Here is a 19,696-nt window from a genome sequence, read left to right on the forward strand (position 1 = left end):
GGAAATCAAAAGTCAGTGCATTGTGTCGCACTGTGCCACACTGCTGTTCCCGTCGTCGGAAGAAGCAGCCCTGGGGTACTTCGCAGAAAATGGCTGGCGGGCAGCGGCGACTATTCCGAGCGTGCTGGTGAAACGACGGCTCATCGAGCGGTACGGACTGCCCGACGACGTGCGAATACTGGTGACACGCCTCGGCGTGACATCGGAGCCCGGTCCCGAGGTGGAGATATTTCTCTTTCCGTGGTCGAGTCCCGGATACCGGCCGGACGTGGCCGACGAGGAACGCACCCACGGCTTCGAGAACCACGTGGGCCTGTTCCTCGACGCGCCCCGGCCCGCCGACCTCGCCGCCCTGGCGGACCGGATGGAGAGCGCGGGCGAGATGGTCTACGAGGGGTTCGCGCACAACCCGCACGAGAACACCACCATGCTGTACTTCGCGCCCGGCGACCGGGTCGCCCGCATGCGCCGCCGCTTCCCGCGCTGGGAGTTGCAGTGCGCCGGTGACCTCTCCGCCGTCGCCGAGGCCCGGCCGGTGCGGGAGCGGGAGGTCGAACGCTCCTACGCCGCCCTGCGGGCCAACTCCGCCTCGGCCGTCCTGCGGCCGGCCGGCGCGGTGACGGCGCCTTCGTGGCGCACGCCGGAGAGAGCTGTGGCAGCGCGGACCTGAGCGGTCCCGGGCGCGGCGGCGGACGCGGGCGCCGGGCCGCATCGCCCGGCGCCGGCCGTTTGGGGCGGGCGCCGGGTGTTACCCGGCAGGCGGCGGGCGCCGGGCGCGCCCGTGTCGCGGTCTCAGCGTCAGGAACAGGAGCGACCCATGACCACTTCCGTGAACGACATGCTCCGCACCTACCCGGCCGACCTGGGCAACGTGGACCGGGCGGCCATGGCCAGGTGCATCGAGGAGTGCCTCGCCTGCGCGCAGGCGTGCACCGCGTGCGCGGACGCCTGTCTGTCGGAGGGAATGGTCGGCGAGCTGACCAAGTGCATTCGCACCGACATGGACTGCGCCGACGTCTGCGAGGCCACCGCGTCCGTGCTGTCCCGGCACACCGGCTACGACGCCAACGTCACGCGGGCCGTCCTCCAGGCCTGCGCGACGGTCTGCAAGGCCTGCGGTGACGAGTGCGCGGCCCACGCCGACATGCACGAGCACTGCCGGATCTGCGCCGAGGCCTGCCGGCGCTGCGAGCAGGCCTGCAACGACCTGCTCGCCGGACTGGGATGACACACCGGCGCCGGGCGGTCCCTCGTGCGTCGAGGGGCCGCCCGGCGCCGTGCCGGGGGCGGTCAGTGGTAGGCGTGGACGACGGCGTGCCCCTTGCCGCGGCCGATCATCCACTTGTTGACCGGCGTGGTGATCACGAACGCCACGGCGAACCCGCCGAGCAGCGCCGACCAGAACAGCCCGTCCGACAGATGGGCGTCCATGGCGCCCGGCGTCAGCGCGATGATGGCGTTGTCGACCAGTTCCATCACCGCGATGGAGACCGTGTCGGCGGCCAGCGCCACCTTCACCGCGGCCTTCAGGGACAGCCCCGCGCGCACGACCGCGAACAGGGTGAACGAGTAGCCGAAGAGGAACGCCAGCGCGATCGCCAGCACCATGGTCTGCACGTTGCCCCACAGCAGCGCGGTGCCGATGACCATGCCGAGGATCTCGCCGACGGCGCACCCGGTGAGGCAGTGCAGCGTCGCCTTGGCCGCCGTCGGCCAGGACGCGCCGTGACCGTGGCCACCGGAGTGCTTGCCGTGGCCGTGGGGGCCGTGCGGGGCCTCCAGGTGGTGCGCGCTGTGGTCCATGACCTCATCCCCATTCCGCCTCCGGTGGGGGCCGTGACAGCCCCACCGGGATGAACCATATACCCCCTAGGGGTATTCCGCACCGCGGAGAAGGCGCCGGCCGCCCGCCGGTGTTCCTCAGGGCGTCCGCGTGCCCGGTGCCTGCGGTACCGGGGAGGCGCCGCCCTCGTCGCGCAGCCGCTGGGAGTTCAGGACGTCGACCGCGCCGCGGGCGTCGCCGATCGTCGCGTAGTCCACGGCGATGAAGGTGACCGGCGCGCCGCGCAGTTGCTCGCAGGCGCGGACGCGCTCCAGCACCCGCTGCCGGGTGTTGACCGCGGCGGCGTCCAGCCGCCGGCCGCCGCCGGCCGTGATGAAGTGGTTGAGCAGGAACAGCCGCCGGTCGCTGCCGCCCCGGTTCGGCAGGCAGGTCATCTCGTCGGGGCTGCGGAAGGCGAACGGCGTCTCCATGCCGTACCGGTAGAAGTTCCGGTACCACGGCGCCGGCCCGTCGGCCTTCTCGGCGAAGACGACCAGCCGCCGGCCGTCGTCGATCATGTCCTTCAGCTTCGGCCACGGCCGGTCCGGGTCCGGGTCGGGCTCGTACAGCAGCTCGCCCAGCCCCGCCCGGCGGAAGGCGCGCTCGGTCTCCCGGGGGCCGACGCCGTCCTGAAGGATCAGCGTGACGATCTCGGTGGGGTGGGCGCGCAGCCAGTCGCCGATCTGCCGCAGGGTGGCGCCGAACTCCAGGGCGCCGGCGCCGCAGACCGAGTGGCACAGCCACACCCCCGGGCGGGGCGGATTGACCCGCTCCAGGACGCTGGTGAGCCGGTCGCGCAGGTCGGGCGCGAAGTCGGAGTCGCTCAGCCGGTCCGCGACCTCCTCGGGCCGCTCCCAGTGGTGCGTGTCGAGCAGCAGCACCCGCACCCCGGCGTCCAGCTGCCCGACGATGTCCGGGTCCTGGAGGGGGCCGAAGAAGCGGTCCGCGGTCGTGGCCATCGCGTTGTGCGCGCCGAGCTGGGCGATCTCGTCGTACCGGGCGTCGCACAGCCGGGAGCCGCCCTGGCAGATGCGCGGCGCGGAACCCGTCATCAGCGCCGGTGCCAGCACCGTGCCGACCAGCGCGCAGGCGGACACCGCGCCGGTGAGGACCAGGCCGCGACGGGCGTCGGACAGGGCCGGCACCGAGGGCCTGGTCTCCCACACCCAGGCGACGGCGATCAGCAGCGCCCCGGCGGCGAGCAGGATGACGGCGACGACGGTGGCCGTGGACAGCAGCCGGTCCAGGGCGGTGGCCTGGATGTCCTCGATGAGCGCGGCGGCGGTCGGCGACCAGTCCGGCGGCGCCCGGAACAGCGCGCCGCCCAGCGGCAGGCGCAGCGCGGCCACGGCCAGGGCGCTCAGCGACGCGGCGGCGGCCGGCACCCAGCCCAGCCGCAGCAGCCGGCGGGTGGTCGGCCCCGGGCCCGCGTACCACAGCAGGCCGAGCGCGGCGGCGCAGAGCATCGCTGCGACCGGCTCCACCACCTCCTGGAACAGCCGCGTCACCTGGCGTGCACGGTGCAGTCCGGCCACGACTTCGTGCGAGGGCCCCAAGTCGACGGTGACGACCCACTCCCCGTCGCGGACCTGCCGCATCACCTCGGACGCGGCGGCCCGCACCCGGTCGGACACGAAGACCGGGGCGATCGCCGCCACCGCGGCGACCACGTCCCCGCGGCCGAAGGCGGCCCGCACGGTGTCCCGGACCCCGGCCCGCTCGCCGTCCGGCACGAGCCGCAGCAGCGCCTCGGCGGCGGCATGGGCCTGGCGCTCGGACAGCGGCAACGGCGGCAGCTCCAGCAGCGGGTCCTCACCGGCCGCCAGTCGCTGCGCGATCTGCGCCAGCCGCTCCATGAAGGCCCGGAAGTCGGGTTCGGACCGCCGCTGCATCGCGGCGACGGCGTCCGCGAAGTAGGCCCGGCCGATCCGTTCGACGTTGGCGACGAGCGGCCCGAGGTCGACGGTGAGCCGCAGCCTGTCGCGGTGGCCCTCCAGGTAGTGGATCACCTCGGCGATCTGCCGGTCCCCCATGGCCCGCAGTGTCTCCGGCGGGATCACGACCTTGAGGTTGGAGGTGACGGTCGACTGCGGTACGGGGAGCCGCCCCAGCAGGTCGCGGGCGAGCGGTGCGCTGTGCGGGTCGACGAGGACCTCGTCGTAGAAGCGCTGGTAGGCCCGCTCGTCGTCCAGGACGCGCCCGTAGAAGCCGGAGTCCAGCACCGTGTTGCGCACGACGGCGGCCGCGGCGAGCACGGTCAGGCTGAGCACGGCCAGGACCCACACCACCACCTGCTTCCACGTCGAGTGACGGGCCGGACCCAGCATGGTCCCCATCTTCGGGCACCGGGCGGAGCGGGGCCATCACCTGGGCCGTGCCGCACGGCCGGGGCCGGTCGGCGGTCCGACGGGTGCCGACGGCCCCCGTTGGGCGTAGCGTCCTCCTATGGGACTCATGGGGAACGTCCCGTGACCGGCCCGTCCGGCCCCGGCGCCGGCAGCGGTGCGCTGGACGCCGTGTTCACGGAGACCGTCCGCAGGACCGGTGCGTCCATCGGTGCTCTGTACCTGCTCGCACCGGACGAGCGGCTGCTGCACATCGACGCGCTGTGCGGGGCGCCGGCGCAGCTGGCCGCCCCGTGGGCGACGGTCCCCGTCGGGTCGCCGGCCCCGGTGGCCGACGCGGTCCGCGAGGACCGCATCGTCTGGGTGAGCAGCCAGGAGGAGATGGCCCGCTCGTATCCGCGCACCGCGGTGGCCCTGCCCTACCCGCTGGCGCTGGCCGCCGCCCCCGTCGCCGGTGTCCGGCGCTGGGGCGCCCTGCTGCTGATGTGGCCGGCCAACCGCCCCCCGTACATGACGGGCCGGGAGAGGAGCAACATCTCCGCCAGCTGCCACCGCCTGGCCCGTGCGCTGGAGGAGGCCGCCGAGCACGGCGGGCCCCCGGCCGGCCGACGCCGGCCCCGGGTGCTGTCCGCGAGCCCCGGGCGCCCCGCCACCGGCCCGGAGATGGCCCCCGCCGACTTCATCGAACGGCTGCCCGGGGGCAGTTGCGCGCTGGATCTGGAGGGCCGCTTCACCTACCTCAGCTCGGGCGCCTGCGAGCTGCTGGACAGCGACGCCGGCCGGCTGCTGGGCACCCTGCCGTGGCAGTCCCTGCGCTGGCTCGACGACCCCACCTACGAGGACCGCTACCGGGCGGCGGTGCTCACCCGCGAACCCGTGTCCTTCACCGCGTGCCGCCCGCCCGGTGACTGGATGGAGTTCCACCTCTTCCCCGACGCCAGCGGCATCAGCGTCCGCATCGTGCCCACCGGTACGCGGCCACCGCCCGCGCCGGCGCAGCGGCGGCCGGCGTCCGCCGCCGCCACGGCCCGCGCCGGCCCGCTGTACCAGGTCACCCACCTGGCCGCGGCCCTGACCGAGGTGGTGGGCGTCCAGGACGTCGTCGACCTGGTCGCCGACCAGGTCGTGCCCGCCTTCGGCGCGCAGGGCCTGGTCCTGTCCATGGCGGACGCCGGCCGGCTGCGCATCACGGGCCACCGCGGGTACTCCCCGCAGACCATCGAGCGCCTCGACGGCCTGCCCCTGGACACGGATTTCACCCCGGCCGGGCGTGCCCTCGCCAGCGGCATCCCGGCGTTCTTCTCCGACGCGGAGGAGATGCGGCGCATCTATCCCGAGGCGCCGTTGATCAGCGGCAAGCAGGCCTGGGCGTTCCTGCCGTTGATCACCTCGGGCCGGCCCGTCGGCATCTGCGTCCTGTCCTACGACCGCCCCCACCGGTTCCCGGCCGAGGAGCGCGCGGTGATGACGTCGCTGGCCGGGCTCGTCGCCCAGGCCCTCGACCGGGCCCGCCTGTACGACACCAAGCACGAACTCGCCCACGGGCTCCAGCAGGCGCTGCTGCCGCGGGCGCTGCCCGAGGTCACCGGGCTCCAGGTCGCCGCCCGCTATCTGCCGGCCACCCGGGGCATGGAGATCGGCGGCGACTTCTACGACCTGCTGCGGCTGGGCGACAGCGCCGCCGCCGCCGTCATCGGCGACGTACAGGGCCACAACGTCGCCGCCGCCGCTCTCATGGGCCAGGTCCGCACCGGCGTGCGCGCCCACGCGGCCCTGCGCAGCAGCCCCGACCAGGTCCTGGCCCGCACCAACAAGCTCCTGACCGATCTCGGCCCCGACCTGTTCACCAGCTGTCTGTACGCCCATCTCGACCTGGCCGGCGGTCGCGCCGTTCTCGCCGGCGCCGGACACCCGCCTCCGCTGCTGCGGCTGCCCGACCGCGAGACCCGGCCGGTCCCCCTCACGCCGGGGCCGCTGCTCGGCATCGACCCGGGGGCCGAATTCCCCGTGACCGAGATCGAGCTGGCCCCCGGCACGCTGCTCGCCTTCTACACCGACGGCCTCGTCGAGAGGCCCGGCGTCGACTTCGACGACACCGTCGCGGACCTCGCGGGCCATCTCTCCCGGGCGGACGACGAGGATCTCGACCGGCTGATCGACACCCTGCTGGCCCTGACCGGCGGCACCGGGCGGCGCACGGACGACATCGCGCTCCTCGTCCTGCGGTACGGCACCGGCCGCTGAGGCCGCCGCCCGCGCCGACCGTCCCGACATCCGCCGGCCGCACGGGTGTTACCCAGGAGTAATCGGCGGTGGTTTGATGTGCGGCGCCCCCCAGCCGCACTTCCCGGGAGACACCCATGACGTTCTTCGCCCCGCGCCGGCCGGCCCGGCCCCGCGCCCTCGGTGCCGCCGTGCTCGCCCTCACGCTCGCCACCGCGCTCCCGGTGGGCGCGGCGCCCGCCGCTTCGGCCGCCGAGCAGGCCGTCCCCCTGCGGGTGCTGTCGTACAACGTCTTCCTGTTCAGCAGGTCGCTGCACCCGAACTGGGGCCAGGACCACCGTGCCGCCGAGATCGCGAAGGCGCCGTTCGTGAGCGGCAACGACGTCGTCGTGTTCCAGGAGATGTTCGACAACTCCTCGTCGGACGCGCTGAAGAGGGCCGTCGCGGACCGCTATCCGCATCAGACGCCGGTGGTCGGGCGGACGAAGAGCGGCTGGGACGCCACCGGCGGATCGTACTCGTCGACGACCCCGGAGGACGGCGGCGTCGTCATCGCCAGCAAGTGGCCGATCCTGCGCAGCGAGCAGTGGATCTACCAGGACGCGTGCGGTTCCGACTGGTGGTCCAACAAGGGCTTCGCGTACGTCGTGCTCGATGTGAACGGCAGCAGGGTGCACGTGGTCGGCACGCACGCGCAGTCGACGGACCCGGGCTGTGCGGCGGGCGAGGCGGCGGCGGTGCGCAGCCGCCAGTTCCGGACGATCGACGCGTTCCTGGACGCCAGGAACATCCCGGCCGGCGAGCAGGTGCTGGTCGCCGGTGACCTCAACGTCGACTCGCACGGCGCCGAGTACGGCACCATGCTCGCGGACGCCGGCCTCGTGGACGCCGACGGGCGGACCGGACACCCGTACTCCTTCGACACCGAGGAGAACTCCCTCGCGCGCGACCGCTACCCCGACGATCCGCGCGAGGACCTCGACCACGTCCTGCACCGCGCCGGGCACGCCCGCCCGGCGGTCTGGAGCAACGACGTGTTCAAGGAGCGCAGCGCGCCCTGGACGGTCACGAGTTGGGGTAAGTCGTACACGTATACGAACCTCTCGGACCACTACCCGGTGACGGGCTCCGCGGGCTGAACACCGCCGCCCGGCCGGCGGTGGCCGGCGTCAGCGCGCGCCGTCCCGGTCGAGGGGCCCCCAGCTCCCGGGCTGTTCGGTGACGATGTCGCCGGCCCGCTCGATCACATGGTCGGGGATCCAGCCGAGCGGCCGGACGTCGGCCACCAGGGGCTCGTTGTCCGGGCCGCGGGCCACCTCGCGGCCCTGCAGGACCCACGGCCGGGTACGGGAGTCCTTCACCCGGGGCAGGTGGCAGTAGTCGTACAGGCGGCGGGCGACCCAGACGTAGCGGGGCCGCTCGCCCCACCAGTCCTCGACGTCCAGCGGGCTGGCCGACAGCCCGGGCAGTTCCACGCCGGTGAGGTCGTCCGTGCTGGTCACCTCGGGCAGGTCGTGCTCCGGGCCGCGGGACCAGCGCACGTACATGCCGCGGCGGCTGGTCACCAGCCGGGTCAGCTCCTCGAGGCCGTCGATGGTCGGCAGATCCGTGCTCGCGCTCACCGCACGCCTCCCTCGTCATCCTCGCCACCAGGGGCTCAGCGCCCACGCGTACCCCGGGGCGGCGGCTCCATGCCGGTGCGGATTCCCCGGCGGGTGCCGGTGGGCCGGAACCGCCCCGCGGGCCCGCGTCCGGGAGGCATCCGGAGGCGGACCCGTGAGAGGGAAGGGGCGGCGGGCGTGGTCAGCGGCCGTCCATCGCCTTGCGCACGGCGTCCTTGGTGCGGTCCATGAGGGCCGCGACCGGACCGAGAGCCAGGTTGGCCGCGCCGGACTCGACTCCCGGGTGGGGCCGGGTCGGCGCCATCGCCTCGGCGGCCTTCACGGCCTTGGCCATGGCGGCGAGGCCGGCGGTGTCCGCGCTGCGCCGGATGTGGGTGAACTCGTAGCGCTCCTCGGCACGGGCGTGTGTCTGCACATCCGTGCGCAGCGCCGTCAACCGCGGCAGGAACTCCGGGTCGTCGGTGTCCATGCCGTCCAGGGCCGCCAGGGTCTCCTTCGCCTCGCGTTCCTCGGCGAGCCGGTCCTCCGCCACGGCGTCCCCGCCCGGCACCGCCCTGCGGACGAAGGGGTGGACGACCTCCTCCTCGGCGGTCTCGTGCACGGCCAGCAGCCGTACCAGGCACCGGAAGGCGTCGCGGCGCTCCTCGCCGGTGGCGCCCTCGACCTGGTCGAAGAGGTTGCGGATGTCGCCGTGCTGACGCATCAGCAGGGCGACGACGTCGTCGTCCTTGGCCCGGTCGTCGCCGGCCCGGGGCGTGTGCTGCTCCGCCACGTCGCTCCCTCTCACTTCTCGCGCAGGGCGGGGTCGGGGTGCTCGCCCTCGGTCTGGACCCGGTAGTCACGGCCGAACATCTCGTCGTGCTGGGCCATGACCCGCTCGCTCGGCGGCTGCTCACCGCCGTGGATCTGCTCCTGCATCCTCTCGAACCGTTCGTGCGCCTCGCGGACGTAGCCGGCGCCCAGCGTGGTCAGGTCCAGCTGGGTGTCCAGCAGTTCCCGCACGTACTGCTTGTTCGGCTCGAAGGTGAGCACGTTGGGCAGCTCGGGGGCGAGGATCTCCTGCGGGTCGCGGCCGTCGTGGCGTCGCATCAGGTCGCAGGCGAGGTGCAGGTGCTCCAGCTCCATGTTCAGGTGCAGCTCCCAGATGGCCTTGACCTTCGGGTCGCTCTCCTGCTCCATGAAGGAGTGGTACAGGTAGCACTCGTTGTACTCGTGGTCGACGAGCTGCTCCCACCAGGTCTCCCCCGGGTCGACCAGCGACTCGTAGTGGGTGACGTGCTCCTCCTCGATGAGCCCGATCTCCTGGTAGAGCTGCCGGGCGATCGGCTCCATGTAGGTGGGGCCGGTGTTCATGTAGAAGTTCATCGTCTGCTGCTCGGCCGACATGATGGTGAGCGCGTGCAGCCGCGACAGCGGGTTCGCGGTGTTCTTGTCGTACGGGTCGCGCACGTTGTCGTACGCGTCGCGGTGGTGGTACTTCGTCGGGCGGCCCGGGATGACCTCGGTGAGGCCGTCGACGATCGACTCCGCCTTGCGGTGCTCGATCATCTCGTACAGGTTGGCGTACCGGTACAGGTGGTCGAAGTCCTCCAGCACACCGAACTGGTAGGCCTGCTTGAGGTACGGGTCCGGCTCCATCCGGGCGACCCACGCCGTCAGGTCCACGGCGACCTGCTCGTAGGCAATGGTCGTCTCCAGCACCGACGACACTCCCGGCAGCAGCCAGTTCACCACCTTCTGCTGCTGCGCCTCGATGTACCGGGTGCGGGCCAGCTGCCGCTTGATCTCGGGGTCGGCCGTGTGGCGGGCGAGTTGGTGGCTGAAGAGGATCGCCTCCACCTCGATGCCGTTCATCGTGATGATCCGGCACCGGGTGTAGGGGTCGCAGCGGTCGGGGTCGATCGGCTCCACGTTCAGCTCCCGCCAGTTGCGGAGCTGGCGGTCCAGCGGGATGCCCCGCTGCTCGAGCGGATTGAAGGTCATGGGGAGGCCTCTTGGGGAGGATGGGGGATCCGGCGCGCCGACGGGTACCCGGGTACGGACGGCCCGCACGGCCTGCCCGCCCAGTCTCTCCACCGTGCGTGCTTTCCGGCCACTGCTCCCGCCGGTGGTGCTCCCGGTTCGCCCTGGTGGCCCAGTACGGGATGTGGGCGGGCCCGTCCTGTGACAGGGCCGGATCGCATCGGACGCGGTCACAGCACCACCGGGGCCTCGCGGGGGCCACCCGCCAGGCGGACGCGCCGGCCGTGGGGGCAGTGCACGATCCGGTCCCCCAGGCCCAGCCGGCCGGTCTCGGCGAGGAACGCCGACAGCGGCGAGCGCATCACCGTGTAGTCCCCGTGGTGCACGGGCAGGACCAGGCGGGGATCGAGGCGTCGTGCCAGCTCGGCGCCCTGGGCGCCGTCCATGGTGACCAGGAAACCACCGGGGAGCACCGTCCCGCCGAGGTGGAGGACGGCCAGGTCCGCGGCGGGGAACCGGGCGGCGATCTCGTCGAGCGCGTCGTGGAGCAGCGTGTCGCCCGAGATGTACAGGCGCAGCCGGACCGGCCCTGCGGCGGGTCCGAACTCCAGCATGCTGCCCATCACCGGAGGCAGCAGGCCGCGCAGCAGCCGGTGGCCGGCGTGGCGGCCGGGCAGGGCGGTGACCCTGACCCGGGCGCCGCGGCTCTCCAGGGTGACCCCGTGCCAGGTGGGCAGCCCGGCCGTGCGGGGGAAGCCGTGCAGCACCCGCAGCCGGCGCGCGGCATGGGGAGTGGTGAGAACCGGCACCGTGCGGTCCAGGTTCCGGCGGGTCCGGCGGTCCCAGTGGTCGCCGTGCAGGTGCGACAGCACGACGGCGTCCAGGCGGGGCAGCTCGGCCACGTCGATGGACGGCTCGGTCAGGCGTCGGCTGAGCAGCCCGTACCCGAGGTGGGCGTACTGCCCGCGGTGGAGGAAGTTCGGGTCGGTGAGCAGCGTGAGCGCGCCGTAGCGGAGCAGGACGGTCGCGTTGCCGATGAAGTGGAGGTCGAGGACGTCGTCGCCGACGCGCTCCGTGCTGCCAGTCATCGCGGCCTCCGGCTCGGGGACGGCCCGGAAAGCGACCGGGTTTCCGGGCCCGGCGGGAGCCAAACCGCGTGCGGCGGCCGGGCGCCCCGCGCCGTCCGTTCAGGCGGCACCCTCGTCACCGTGAGCCGCCAGATGCCTGAGCCGGACCTCGATCCGGCCGTCCACGATCCGGGAGTCGAACGCGGGCTGCGGCGCGGTGGCCGGCCCACGGACGTTCCAGCCGTCGGCCAGGCGGAAGACACTGCCGTGCCAGGGGCAGCGCACGCAGCCGTCCGTGATCTCGCCCTCGGACAGCGGGCCGCCCAGGTGGCTGCACCGGTCGGCCAGCACGTGCACCGCGGTGCCGTTCTCGCGCACTACCAGCACCGGCACGTCGTCCACCCGCCGGCGCACGGCCCGGCCCACGGGGACGTCGGCCACGTCACCGACGGCGTGCCAGCCGGGTCGCACGGCATGGGGCACGTACTCGGCGTGGTTGGCTCCGGACGCCTGGCGGTAGGCCATGTGCCCGCCGAGCGCGCCACCGACACCGGTCACGGTCAGCCCGGCCAGGGACAGCGCCCGGCCGGCACCCACCCGGCCGCGGCTGCGGGCGGCCAGGGAAGCGGCGAACAGGGACACGGCCGCGCTGTTGGCCAGCGCGTGGACCAGCCCGACGCGCTGCTGCTGCGGGTGCAGCTCGGCCCAGTCGGTCCAGCCCGATGCGGCGGCGGGTACGGCGGCGGCCAGTCCGACGCCGATGAGGGCGCGCTGCCCACGCTGCGCTCCGGGCAGCAGGTCGAGCACCGAGGCGGAGAGCCACGTGCCGATGGGCACCTGCACCAGGAGCGGGTGGACCGGGTGTCCGAGCCGGCGTCCGTGCAGGACGTCACGGCCCCGGCCCAGCGGCAGGGACCGCACCCGCTGCCGCAGGGCGCCGATGGTCCGGTCGCCGCCGGACCACCGTTCCAGGCTGTCGAGCATCGAAAGCACACGTCCGGGGCCTCGCTGTGGCATCCGTCCTCCCGGCGGCCGGTACGGGTGTGTCGGTGACTGCCGGGTAGCTCGTCCGCTCATCGGCAAACCTGCGTGGTGACGTGGTTGGGCCCGGCCCGAAGGGGCACGCGTGGCGCTGTACGAAGCCCCCGCGGGCACCCGTGTCCGCAGGGCTGCCCGCCCCGGCACCGATCAGGCAGGGACAGCGCATGGCAGGCACCGGACAACGGCGGTACGGCGTGGCGGCCTCCGGTGAGTGGACCGACGAGGAGGAGGGCCGGCGCCGGCTCCCGGCCGGTGAGGTCCACGCCTGGGAGCCCGGTACCAACCAGACGGTCTGCGGTTTGTCCCTCAGCCGCTCCCGGCTGAGCCGCTTCTCCCACGTCTCCTGGGCGGACACCTTCCCGGAATCCGGCGGAGCGGCCGACCGGGTGCGTCGGCTGTGCCCGCGCTGCGCCTCCGTCGCCGGGCGCCGTGGCGGCGACGCGCGCCCTCGCTGGCAGCGCACGAATCCCCGCCCCTGATGAGGGCGGGCCGGAACGACGGCCCGCGGTCGGCCGTTCACCGGCGGCGACGACCAGGAGCGCACAGCCGGCACAGCCATACGGGTGCTCTGTTCAGCCCGTCGGCCCAGTGACCGCCCTCTTCGGGCTACGGACCTGCCGATCGAGGACTAACTTCCTCGCGACTGGTAACGCACTGTCCGTCCATGGTGAGCCGGGTGCCACCGCCTCGCACAATTGCCGCCGTACCGAAGGACCTTGATGGCGACTCATACGACAGAACCCACGTCCCCGGTGCCTGCGGCCGAGGGGCGCCGCGGCCCCGGCAAGGTCGTCGTCTCCTGGCTGACCACGACCGACCACAAGAAGATCGGACACCTGTACCTGATCACATCGTTCGGGTTCTTCCTCATCGCGGGCGTCCTGGCGATGGCGGTCCGCGCGGAGCTGGCCCGGCCGGGGATGCAGATCATGTCGGCCGAGCAGTACAACCAGGCGTTCACGATGCACGGCACGATCATGCTGCTGCTGTTCGCGACCCCGACGTTCGCGGGTTTCGCCAATGCGATCATGCCGCTGCAGATCGGCTCCCCGGACGTCGCGTTCCCCCGGCTGAACATGTTCTCGTACTGGCTGTTCCTCTTCGGCGGGCTGATCGTGCTCGGCAGCTTCCTCACCCCGCAGGGCGCCGCCGACTTCGGCTGGACCGCCTACACCCCGCTCAGCAGCGACCGCCGCACCCCCTACGTCGGCGGGGATCTGTGGATCATGGGGCTCGCGCTGTCCGGGTTCGGCACGATTCTGGGGGCGGTCAACTTCATGACCACCATCGTCTGCATGCGCGCCCCCGGGATGACCATGTTCCGTATGCCCATCTTCACCTGGAACGTGCTGCTCACCTCGGTACTGGTCCTGCTGGCCTTCCCGGTCCTGGCCGGCGCCCTGCTCGTGCTGGAGGCCGATCGCCGCTTCGGTGCGCAGGTGTTCGACCCCGCCAACGGCGGGGCGATCCTGTGGCAGCACCTGTTCTGGTTCTTCGGCCATCCCGAGGTCTACATCCTCGCCCTGCCGTTCTTCGGCGTGATCACCGAGATCATCCCGGTCTTCGCCCGCAAGCCCATCTTCGGCTACATGGGCCTGGTCGGCGCCACCATCGCCATCACCGGCCTGTCCGTGACCGTATGGGCGCACCACATGTTCGCCACGCAGGCGGTACTGCTGCCGTTCTTCGCCTTCATGAGCTTCCTGATCGCCGTCCCCACCGGGGTGAAGTTCTTCAACTGGATCGGCACCATGTGGAAGGGCTCGCTGTCCTTCGAACCGCCGATGCTGTGGGCGGCCGGCTTCCTCGTCACGTTCCTCTTCGGCGGCCTGACGGGCGTCCTGCTCGCCTCGCCCCCGCTGGACTTCCACGTCACCGACAGCTACTTCGTCATCGCCCACTTCCACTACGTGCTGTTCGGCACGATCGTGTTCGCGATGTTCGGCGGCTTCAGCTTCTGGTGGCCGAAGATGACCGGCACCATGCTCGACACCCGGCTGGAGAAGGTGCACTTCTGGACGCTGTTCGCGGGCTTCCACACCACGTTCCTGGTGCAGCACTGGCTCGGCGCCGAGGGCATGCCCCGCCGGTACGCCGACTACCTGGCCGCCGACGGTTTCACGGCGCTCAACACCGTCTCCACCATCGGAGCGTTCCTCCTCGGCCTGTCCACGCTGCCGTTCCTGTACAACGTCTGGAAGACCGCCAAGTACGGGACGAAGGTCGAGGTCGACGACCCCTGGGGGTACGGCCGCTCCCTGGAGTGGGCGACGTCCTGCCCGCCCCCGCGCCACAACTTCGTCACGCTGCCCAGGATCCGGTCCGAATCCCCGGCCTTCGACCTCCACCATCCGGCGCTGGCCTCCCTCGACCAGAAGGAGAACACCCTCAAGCGCGACGTGGTCGACGCGGCGGGACACGAGAGCGACCGGTCGTGACCCGGGAGCGTCCCGCCGCCGCGACGGCTCGTCAGGACAGCGGCCTCGCCCATCAGGTCGAGGGTTATCTGCTGCTGGAGACCGAACGCGCGCGGGCGCGACAGGAGGCCGCGGCCCTCTGCGCCCGCCTGCCCTGGCTCACCGGCGCCCAGGCCGAGGACCTGAGCCGCCACTACGCCGAACAGCGCCTCGTTCTCACCCGCGCACAGCTGCTGGCCACGGCCGACCGAGCCCGGGAGCTGCGCGAGGAGTACGAGGCCCGCTACGCGACGCTGCGCCGTGCCCTGCTGCGGCGGCACGCCCTGTGCGGCGCGCTCACCCTCGCGGTGAGCGCGGCGGCCGGTTCGGTCCCCTATCTGCTGATCCGTTAGCTTCCCGTCCGCCGACCCGTCGGCTCACCGGATGCGGACGTCGCCCGCACACCCGTTTACATCGATGTACACACGGGCCTAACCTGACCCGGATTTCGTTCCCGCGGGAAGGGAAGACCGTGTTGCACCTCCACCCCTCACACATCGTCGGACGCCGTCGCGATCCGTCCCCCGGCGGGGCGTCCGTCCCCCGCTCCGCAGGCACCGCCCGGCGCGTCCGGCGCCGCGCCCTGGCGGTGCTGCTCGCCGTGACCGGCGTGCTGAGCCTGCTGCTCGCCACCCCGGCCGGCGCCCGCTCCGCCACCCCCGGGGCCCCGGCCGGCCCGTCCGGCGTCCCCTCCGCGTCCGGCGCCACGGCCGACGGCGTCTCCCCCGCGGCCACGGGCACGCCCCTGCGGGACGGCACGGGCCTGTACCCCCGCGCCGTCCGGCTCGCCCACAGCGGTGCCGCCAACGGACGCGTCCTCGCCTCCGTCGTCACCTTCGACGGCGACAACGGCATCGGCGCCATCCACGAGAGCACCGACTCCGGAGCCACCTTCCGCGAGGTCGGCCGGGTCACCGACCCCGAGTCCGCGGCGGGCCAGGGCCTGTGCTGCGCCACGCTGTTCGAACTGCCCCGGCGGGTGGGCGCGCTGCCGGCCGGCACCCTGCTGTGGGCGTCCTCCGCCGGGCAGGACGAGGACGACCGGCGGATGGCCCTGCGGATCTGGCGCAGCGACGACATCGGGCGCACCTGGTCCTACCTGTCCTCCTGCGCCGTCGCGGGCGGCACCGGCGGCCTGTGGGAACCGGAGTTCTCCGTGGCCGCGGACGGCGCGCTGGTCTGTCACTACAGCGACGAGACCGATCCCGGGCACAGCCAGAAGCTCGTCGCCGCGCGCAGCTACGACGGCGTGCACTGGCAGGGCCACCACGACACGGTGGCGAGCACCTGGTCCGCCGACCGGCCGGGCATGCCGGTGGTGCGCAGACTGCCCGACGGCACCTATTTCATGACCTACGAGATCTGCAACCCCGGCGGCCAGTACCAGTGCGTGGTGCACTACCGCACCTCCGCCGACGGCTGGAACTGGGGCGATGCCGCCTGGCTCGGCGTCCGGCCGGAGACCGTCGACGGCAAGTACCTCCGCGCCACCCCGACCGTCGCCTGGGCACCGGCGCCGGACGGCGGCCCGAACGGGCGGCTGCTGCTGATCGGGCAGCGGCTGCTGAACCGGGACGGCACCGTCGCCGCGGGCAGCGGCCGTACGATCCTCGCGAACACGGAGAACGGCAGCGGGCCCTGGTACGAGATCGAGTCGCCGGTCGCCGTGCCGGACCCGGGCGTCAACTACTGCCAGAACTACAGCTCCGCGCTGCTGCCGTCACCGGACGGCGGCCGGGTGCTCCAGATCGCGACCGACTGGGACGGCTCGGTGTGCCGGCCCTACTTCGCCACGGGCGGTGTCACCGGGACCGGGGACGCGGCCGGCGCCGTGGACGGAGCCCTCTACCGGCTGGTGAACGCCAACAGCGGGCACTGCCTGGACGTCGCCGGTGACGCCCGGGAACCCGGCGGCAACGTCCAGCAGTGGACGTGCAACGGCCTGGGCCCGCAGCAGTGGACGCTCCGCGCCCGGGGCGGCGGGCACTTCACCCTCACCGGCCGCAACAGCGGGCACTGCCTGGACGTGGAGAACGGCTCGTCCGTGCCGGGGGCGAACGTGCGGCAGTGGTACTGCAACGGGCTCGCCGCGCAGGACTGGCGGCTGGAGAACACCGGCCGGGGCTACTACCGGCTGGTGGCCGGGTCCGGCGGCCGGTGCCTGGACGTGGCCGAGGGCTCGCGGGAGCCCGGCGGCAACGTGCAGCAGTGGACGTGCAACGGGCTCCAGCCGCAGATCTGGCGGCTGGAGCGGGTCTGACGGCGCAGCGCCGCCCCGGCGTCCGTCGGCGGGGCGCCTTCCCGGGGTCCGCCCGGGGAGGCGCCCCGCGGCGCGGTCACGCCGGAGCGGCCCCGTCGCCCTCCTCGGCGGCGGTGCCCTGCTCGATGGCCGCCGGGCGCAGCTGGGCGGCGCGGACGCGCGCGACGTCGAGTTTGTGGCCGCGGTCGAAGCGGTAGATGCCGTTCTGCTCCTGGAAGACGTCGGTCAGCTGGGTGTAGCAGTAGCCGAACATGTTCGGGTCGCCCAGCAGGACGTCGGTGAGGCCGGCGAACCGCGCGTGGAACTCCTCCTCGTCGCGGACCCGTTCGCCGTAGCCCCAGGACTCGGTGCGGTCCGTGCCGGAGCGGTCGGCGGCGGCCTCGGGGTCCCACCAGATGCCGCCGAACTCGCTGACGAAGTACGGCTGCCCGCGGTAGGGAACGGAGTAGGGGGCGCCGTCGTCGTGGGTGTTGACGAAGGGGTCGTCCTTGGCGAGCCCCGCCATCAGCTGCCGGAAGGCGGCCGGGTCCTGCTCGTAGTTGTGGGCGTCGTAGACGTCCGTCTCGGTGACGCGGTGGGCGTAGCCGGAGGCGTCGATCACCGGGCGGGTGGTGTCCATGGCCTTGGTGGCCAGGAACATGGCCCGGGTCACGTCGTCGAGCTGGGTGATGCGGTCGTGCAGCTTCTGGTAGGTCTCGTTCAGCGGGCACCAGCCGACGATCGAGGGGTGCGAGTAGTCCCGCTCCACGGCCTCCAGCCACTGGGCGACGTAGGAGGCGTCCGGCTTCTGGTTGTCGCCGGAGGAGCCGCCCGTCTCGCAGCCCCAGTCGCCGAACTCCCCCCAGACCAGGTAGCCGAGGCGGTCGGCGTGGTGGAGGAAGCGCTCCTCGAACACCTTCTGGTGCAGCCGGGCGCCGTTGAAGCCGGCCGCCATGGCCAGTTCGATGTCCCGCACCAGGGCCTCGTCGGTGGGCGCGGTCATCAGCCCGTCCGGGTACCAGCCCTGGTCGAGGACGAGCCGCTGGAAGAGCGGGCGCCCGTTGAGGGTGACGGCCTTGCCGCGCAGTCCCACGGCGCGCAGCCCCGCGTAGCTCTCGGCGGAGTCGGCCACCTGACCGGCGGCGTCGAGGAGTTCGAGCCGCAGGTCGTACAGGTGCGGGTCGTCCGGGCCCCACGGGCGCCGCCTGTCCTCGGGCACCGGGAGGTGCAGGCGCGGCGCGAGGTCGAGGTCGGCGCGTGCCTCGGCGCGGCTCACCTCGCCGTCGGCGTCGGCGAGGACGGCGCGCACCCGGTGTCCGGGCCGGTTGCCGGACAGGGGCAGTTCGAGGTGGAAGGCGGAGCCGGCGAGGTCGGGGGTGATCCGGGGGCGGCGCAGATGCAGGTCGGGGACGGGCTCCAGCCAGACGGTCTGCCAGATGCCGGTGACCCGTGTGTAGTTGCAGTCGTGGTTGGCGTACCGCACGGCCTGCTTGCCGCGGGCCTGCGGGCCGGACTTGGGGTCGCGGGCCCGGACGGTGATGACGACCTCCTCCCCCGGCCGTGCCACGTCGCCGAGGTCGGCGGTGAAGGGGGTGAAGCCGCCGCGGTGCCGGGCGACCTCCGTGCCGTTCGCCCACACGGTGGTGTCGTGGTCCACGGCCTGGAAGTGCAGCAGGACCCGGCGGCCCGCCCAGGCGGCGGGCAGGATCACGGTGCGCCGGTACCAGACGGCCTGAAGGAAGTCGGTGTCGCCGATGCCGGAGAGTTCGGACTCGGGCGGGAAGGGGACGAGGATCTCCTCGCGCAGCTCGCGGTCGAGGAGGCCGCGTTCCAGGCCGCTGTCCCCCCGGTCGGTCTCGAACTGCCAGGCGCCGTTGAGGTTGAGCCAGTCGGGCCGCACGAACTGCGGTCGCGGGTACTCGGGGCGCGGTACGGAGGGGGTGGGCACACATGCTCCAGTCGATCGGGCAGGCCGGCGCACCGGCGCCGGCCTGCGGGGTACGGCGGGGTGGAGGGGGTCAGGTGCCGCCGAGTCCGGTGGTGGCCACCGAGTCGACGATGCGGCGCTGGAAGAACAGGAAGACCACGATCAGCGGCAGCGCGGCCAGCAGCGCGGACGCCATGCCCTGCGCGTACTGGATGCCGTAGGCGTCCTTCACGGTGGCCAGCCCCACCGGGAGGGTCATCAGGTCGGGGTCGTTGGTGACGATGAACGGCCACAGGAAGTTGTTCCAGGCCCCGATGAAGACGAAGATCGCGACGGCGGCCACGATGGGCCGCGACAGCGGCAGCACCACGGAGCGGAAGACCCGGAACTCGGAGGCTCCGTCGATGCGGGCGGCGTCCTCCAGCTCCCGGGGGATGCCGTCGAAGAACCGCTTGAGGATGAAGACCATCATGGGGGCGACCACCTGGGGCAGGATCACCGCCGCGTAGGTGTCCACCAGGTCGAACAGGAGCATCTGCTCGAACAGCGGCACGATGAGCAGTTGCGGCGGGATCATGATGGCGGCCACGGTCGCGGCCAGCAGGGCCCGGCGGCCGCGGAACGTGCCGCGGGAGAAGCCGTAGGCCGCGAGGGTGGAGACGGCCACCGTGATCAGGGTGACCAGCCCGGCGATCAGGAAGCTGTTGAAGGCCCACAGCGGCACGTTGCCGCGTTCCAGGATCTGCCGGTACGCCTCCGTGGTGAAGGCGCCCTTGAGGGGTGACAGGCCGGGTGTGGCCACGTCCTGTTCGCTCTGCACCGAGGTGGCGACGGCCCACAGGAACGGCAGCAGCCAGACGGCCGCCAGGACGGTCAGCGCGGTTCCGGCCAGCACGCGCGGCAGCCGGCCGTGGCCGAGCAGCAGCGGCGACCCTGTCGCCTCGCGGGGGGTGCGAGACCGTGGGCGGAGGGTGGTTGCGGTGGCGGACACG

Annotated in this window: 17 protein-coding genes; 8 read left to right on the plus strand and 9 right to left on the minus strand. The window is 72.9% G+C overall.

Going from position 1 to position 19,696, the window contains the following annotated elements; all coding sequences use genetic code 11:
- Window positions 1-121 precede the first annotated feature (121 nt).
- Together ACZ45Q_RS21115 and ACZ45Q_RS21120 are read left to right on the plus strand one after the other, a co-directional pair.
- Entirely contained in the window at window positions 122-670 is a 549-nt protein-coding gene (locus ACZ45Q_RS21115) for a hypothetical protein (RefSeq protein WP_468263462.1), read from the plus strand.
- Window positions 671-817: 147 nt separating this feature from the next.
- A complete protein-coding gene (locus ACZ45Q_RS21120) occupies window positions 818-1,228 on the plus strand; it encodes a four-helix bundle copper-binding protein (RefSeq protein ID WP_468263464.1) in 411 nt (136 codons plus the stop codon).
- A gap of 62 nt (window positions 1,229-1,290) precedes the next feature.
- On the opposite strand, the gene ACZ45Q_RS21125 is transcribed toward ACZ45Q_RS21120, so the two are convergent.
- Window positions 1,291-1,803 carry a DUF4396 domain-containing protein gene (locus ACZ45Q_RS21125; RefSeq protein ID WP_468263467.1) on the minus strand — a complete coding sequence of 171 codons (513 nt, stop codon included), beginning with the start codon at window positions 1,801-1,803 and terminating at the stop codon, window positions 1,291-1,293.
- Window positions 1,804-1,920: 117 nt separating this feature from the next.
- The gene (locus tag ACZ45Q_RS21130; RefSeq protein ID WP_468263470.1) at window positions 1,921-4,149 is read right to left on the minus strand and encodes a hypothetical protein; all 2,229 of its coding nucleotides are present in this window, start codon (window positions 4,147-4,149) and stop codon (window positions 1,921-1,923) included.
- Between the two features lie 141 nt (window positions 4,150-4,290).
- Between ACZ45Q_RS21130 and ACZ45Q_RS21135 the strand changes: the two genes are divergently transcribed.
- Window positions 4,291-6,411 carry a SpoIIE family protein phosphatase gene (locus ACZ45Q_RS21135; protein ID WP_468263473.1) on the plus strand — a complete coding sequence of 707 codons (2,121 nt, stop codon included), beginning with the start codon at window positions 4,291-4,293 and terminating at the stop codon, window positions 6,409-6,411.
- Window positions 6,412-6,527: 116 nt separating this feature from the next.
- Entirely contained in the window at window positions 6,528-7,529 is a 1,002-nt protein-coding gene (sph, locus tag ACZ45Q_RS21140; protein WP_468263476.1) for a sphingomyelin phosphodiesterase, read from the plus strand.
- Between the two features lie 30 nt (window positions 7,530-7,559).
- Here the strand turns inward: sph and ACZ45Q_RS21145 are convergent, their stop codons facing one another.
- From ACZ45Q_RS21145 to ACZ45Q_RS21165, 5 genes are all read right to left on the minus strand, one after another.
- On the minus strand, window positions 7,560-8,012 hold the full coding sequence (locus ACZ45Q_RS21145; protein WP_468263479.1) for a DUF6098 family protein: 453 nt from the start codon (window positions 8,010-8,012) through the stop codon (window positions 7,560-7,562).
- Window positions 8,013-8,193: 181 nt separating this feature from the next.
- Window positions 8,194-8,784 (minus strand): hemerythrin domain-containing protein, encoded by a 591-nt coding sequence (locus tag ACZ45Q_RS21150; protein ID WP_468263481.1) that lies wholly within the window; start codon window positions 8,782-8,784, stop codon window positions 8,194-8,196.
- A gap of 11 nt (window positions 8,785-8,795) precedes the next feature.
- Window positions 8,796-9,995, minus strand: coding sequence for a hypothetical protein (locus ACZ45Q_RS21155; protein ID WP_468263484.1), 1,200 nt, complete (start codon window positions 9,993-9,995; stop codon window positions 8,796-8,798).
- Between the two features lie 209 nt (window positions 9,996-10,204).
- On the minus strand, window positions 10,205-11,062 hold the full coding sequence (locus tag ACZ45Q_RS21160; protein WP_468263486.1) for an MBL fold metallo-hydrolase: 858 nt from the start codon (window positions 11,060-11,062) through the stop codon (window positions 10,205-10,207).
- A 99-nt stretch (window positions 11,063-11,161) separates the two neighbouring features.
- Entirely contained in the window at window positions 11,162-12,058 is an 897-nt protein-coding gene (locus tag ACZ45Q_RS21165) for a Rieske (2Fe-2S) protein (protein WP_468263489.1), read from the minus strand.
- 188 nt (window positions 12,059-12,246) lie between these two features.
- On the opposite strand from ACZ45Q_RS21165, the gene ACZ45Q_RS21170 reads away from it, so the two are divergent.
- The 4 genes from ACZ45Q_RS21170 to ACZ45Q_RS21185 all read left to right on the plus strand — a co-directional run bounded on the left by ACZ45Q_RS21170 (window position 12,247) and on the right by ACZ45Q_RS21185 (window position 16,798).
- Window positions 12,247-12,561 carry a hypothetical protein gene (locus ACZ45Q_RS21170; RefSeq protein WP_468263492.1) on the plus strand — a complete coding sequence of 105 codons (315 nt, stop codon included), beginning with the start codon at window positions 12,247-12,249 and terminating at the stop codon, window positions 12,559-12,561.
- Between the two features lie 240 nt (window positions 12,562-12,801).
- Window positions 12,802-14,520: an aa3-type cytochrome oxidase subunit I gene (ctaD, locus tag ACZ45Q_RS21175; RefSeq protein ID WP_468263495.1), complete on the plus strand. Its 1,719-nt coding sequence runs from the start codon at window positions 12,802-12,804 to the stop codon at window positions 14,518-14,520.
- Window positions 14,517-14,891 (plus strand): hypothetical protein, encoded by a 375-nt coding sequence (locus tag ACZ45Q_RS21180; protein WP_468263498.1) that lies wholly within the window; start codon window positions 14,517-14,519, stop codon window positions 14,889-14,891. The genes ctaD and ACZ45Q_RS21180 overlap by 4 nt, the downstream gene beginning before the upstream one ends.
- A gap of 143 nt (window positions 14,892-15,034) precedes the next feature.
- Window positions 15,035-16,798 carry an RICIN domain-containing protein gene (locus ACZ45Q_RS21185; protein ID WP_468263901.1) on the plus strand — a complete coding sequence of 588 codons (1,764 nt, stop codon included), beginning with the start codon at window positions 15,035-15,037 and terminating at the stop codon, window positions 16,796-16,798.
- A 76-nt stretch (window positions 16,799-16,874) separates the two neighbouring features.
- Here ACZ45Q_RS21185 and ACZ45Q_RS21190 read toward each other — a convergent pair whose 3' ends face one another.
- Both ACZ45Q_RS21190 and ACZ45Q_RS21195 read right to left on the minus strand, forming a co-directional pair.
- A complete protein-coding gene (locus tag ACZ45Q_RS21190; RefSeq protein ID WP_468263501.1) occupies window positions 16,875-18,725 on the minus strand; it encodes a glycoside hydrolase family 2 protein in 1,851 nt (616 codons plus the stop codon).
- A gap of 70 nt (window positions 18,726-18,795) precedes the next feature.
- On the minus strand, window positions 18,796-19,695 hold the full coding sequence (locus tag ACZ45Q_RS21195; RefSeq protein ID WP_468263503.1) for a carbohydrate ABC transporter permease: 900 nt from the start codon (window positions 19,693-19,695) through the stop codon (window positions 18,796-18,798).
- Window position 19,696 lies beyond the last annotated feature (1 nt).

Source organism: Streptomyces sp. NPDC031049, from assembly GCF_055571015.1.

What these genes read in the sequence shown, in the direction of transcription:
- ACZ45Q_RS21170 (WP_468263492.1), top strand. Translation starts at nt 12,247, where the DNA reads ATGGCAGGCACCGGACAACGGCGGTACGGCGTGGCGGCCTCCGGTGAG.
- ACZ45Q_RS21155 (WP_468263484.1), bottom strand. Translation starts at nt 9,995, where the DNA reads ATGACCTTCAATCCGCTCGAGCAGCGGGGCATCCCGCTGGACCGCCAG.
- ACZ45Q_RS21160 (WP_468263486.1), bottom strand. Translation starts at nt 11,062, where the DNA reads ATGACTGGCAGCACGGAGCGCGTCGGCGACGACGTCCTCGACCTCCAC.
- ACZ45Q_RS21120 (WP_468263464.1), top strand. Translation starts at nt 818, where the DNA reads ATGACCACTTCCGTGAACGACATGCTCCGCACCTACCCGGCCGACCTG.
- ACZ45Q_RS21125 (WP_468263467.1), bottom strand. Translation starts at nt 1,803, where the DNA reads ATGGACCACAGCGCGCACCACCTGGAGGCCCCGCACGGCCCCCACGGC.
- ctaD (WP_468263495.1), top strand. Translation starts at nt 12,802, where the DNA reads ATGGCGACTCATACGACAGAACCCACGTCCCCGGTGCCTGCGGCCGAG.
- sph (WP_468263476.1), top strand. Translation starts at nt 6,528, where the DNA reads ATGACGTTCTTCGCCCCGCGCCGGCCGGCCCGGCCCCGCGCCCTCGGT.
- ACZ45Q_RS21165 (WP_468263489.1), bottom strand. Translation starts at nt 12,058, where the DNA reads ATGCCACAGCGAGGCCCCGGACGTGTGCTTTCGATGCTCGACAGCCTG.
- ACZ45Q_RS21130 (WP_468263470.1), bottom strand. Translation starts at nt 4,149, where the DNA reads ATGCTGGGTCCGGCCCGTCACTCGACGTGGAAGCAGGTGGTGGTGTGG.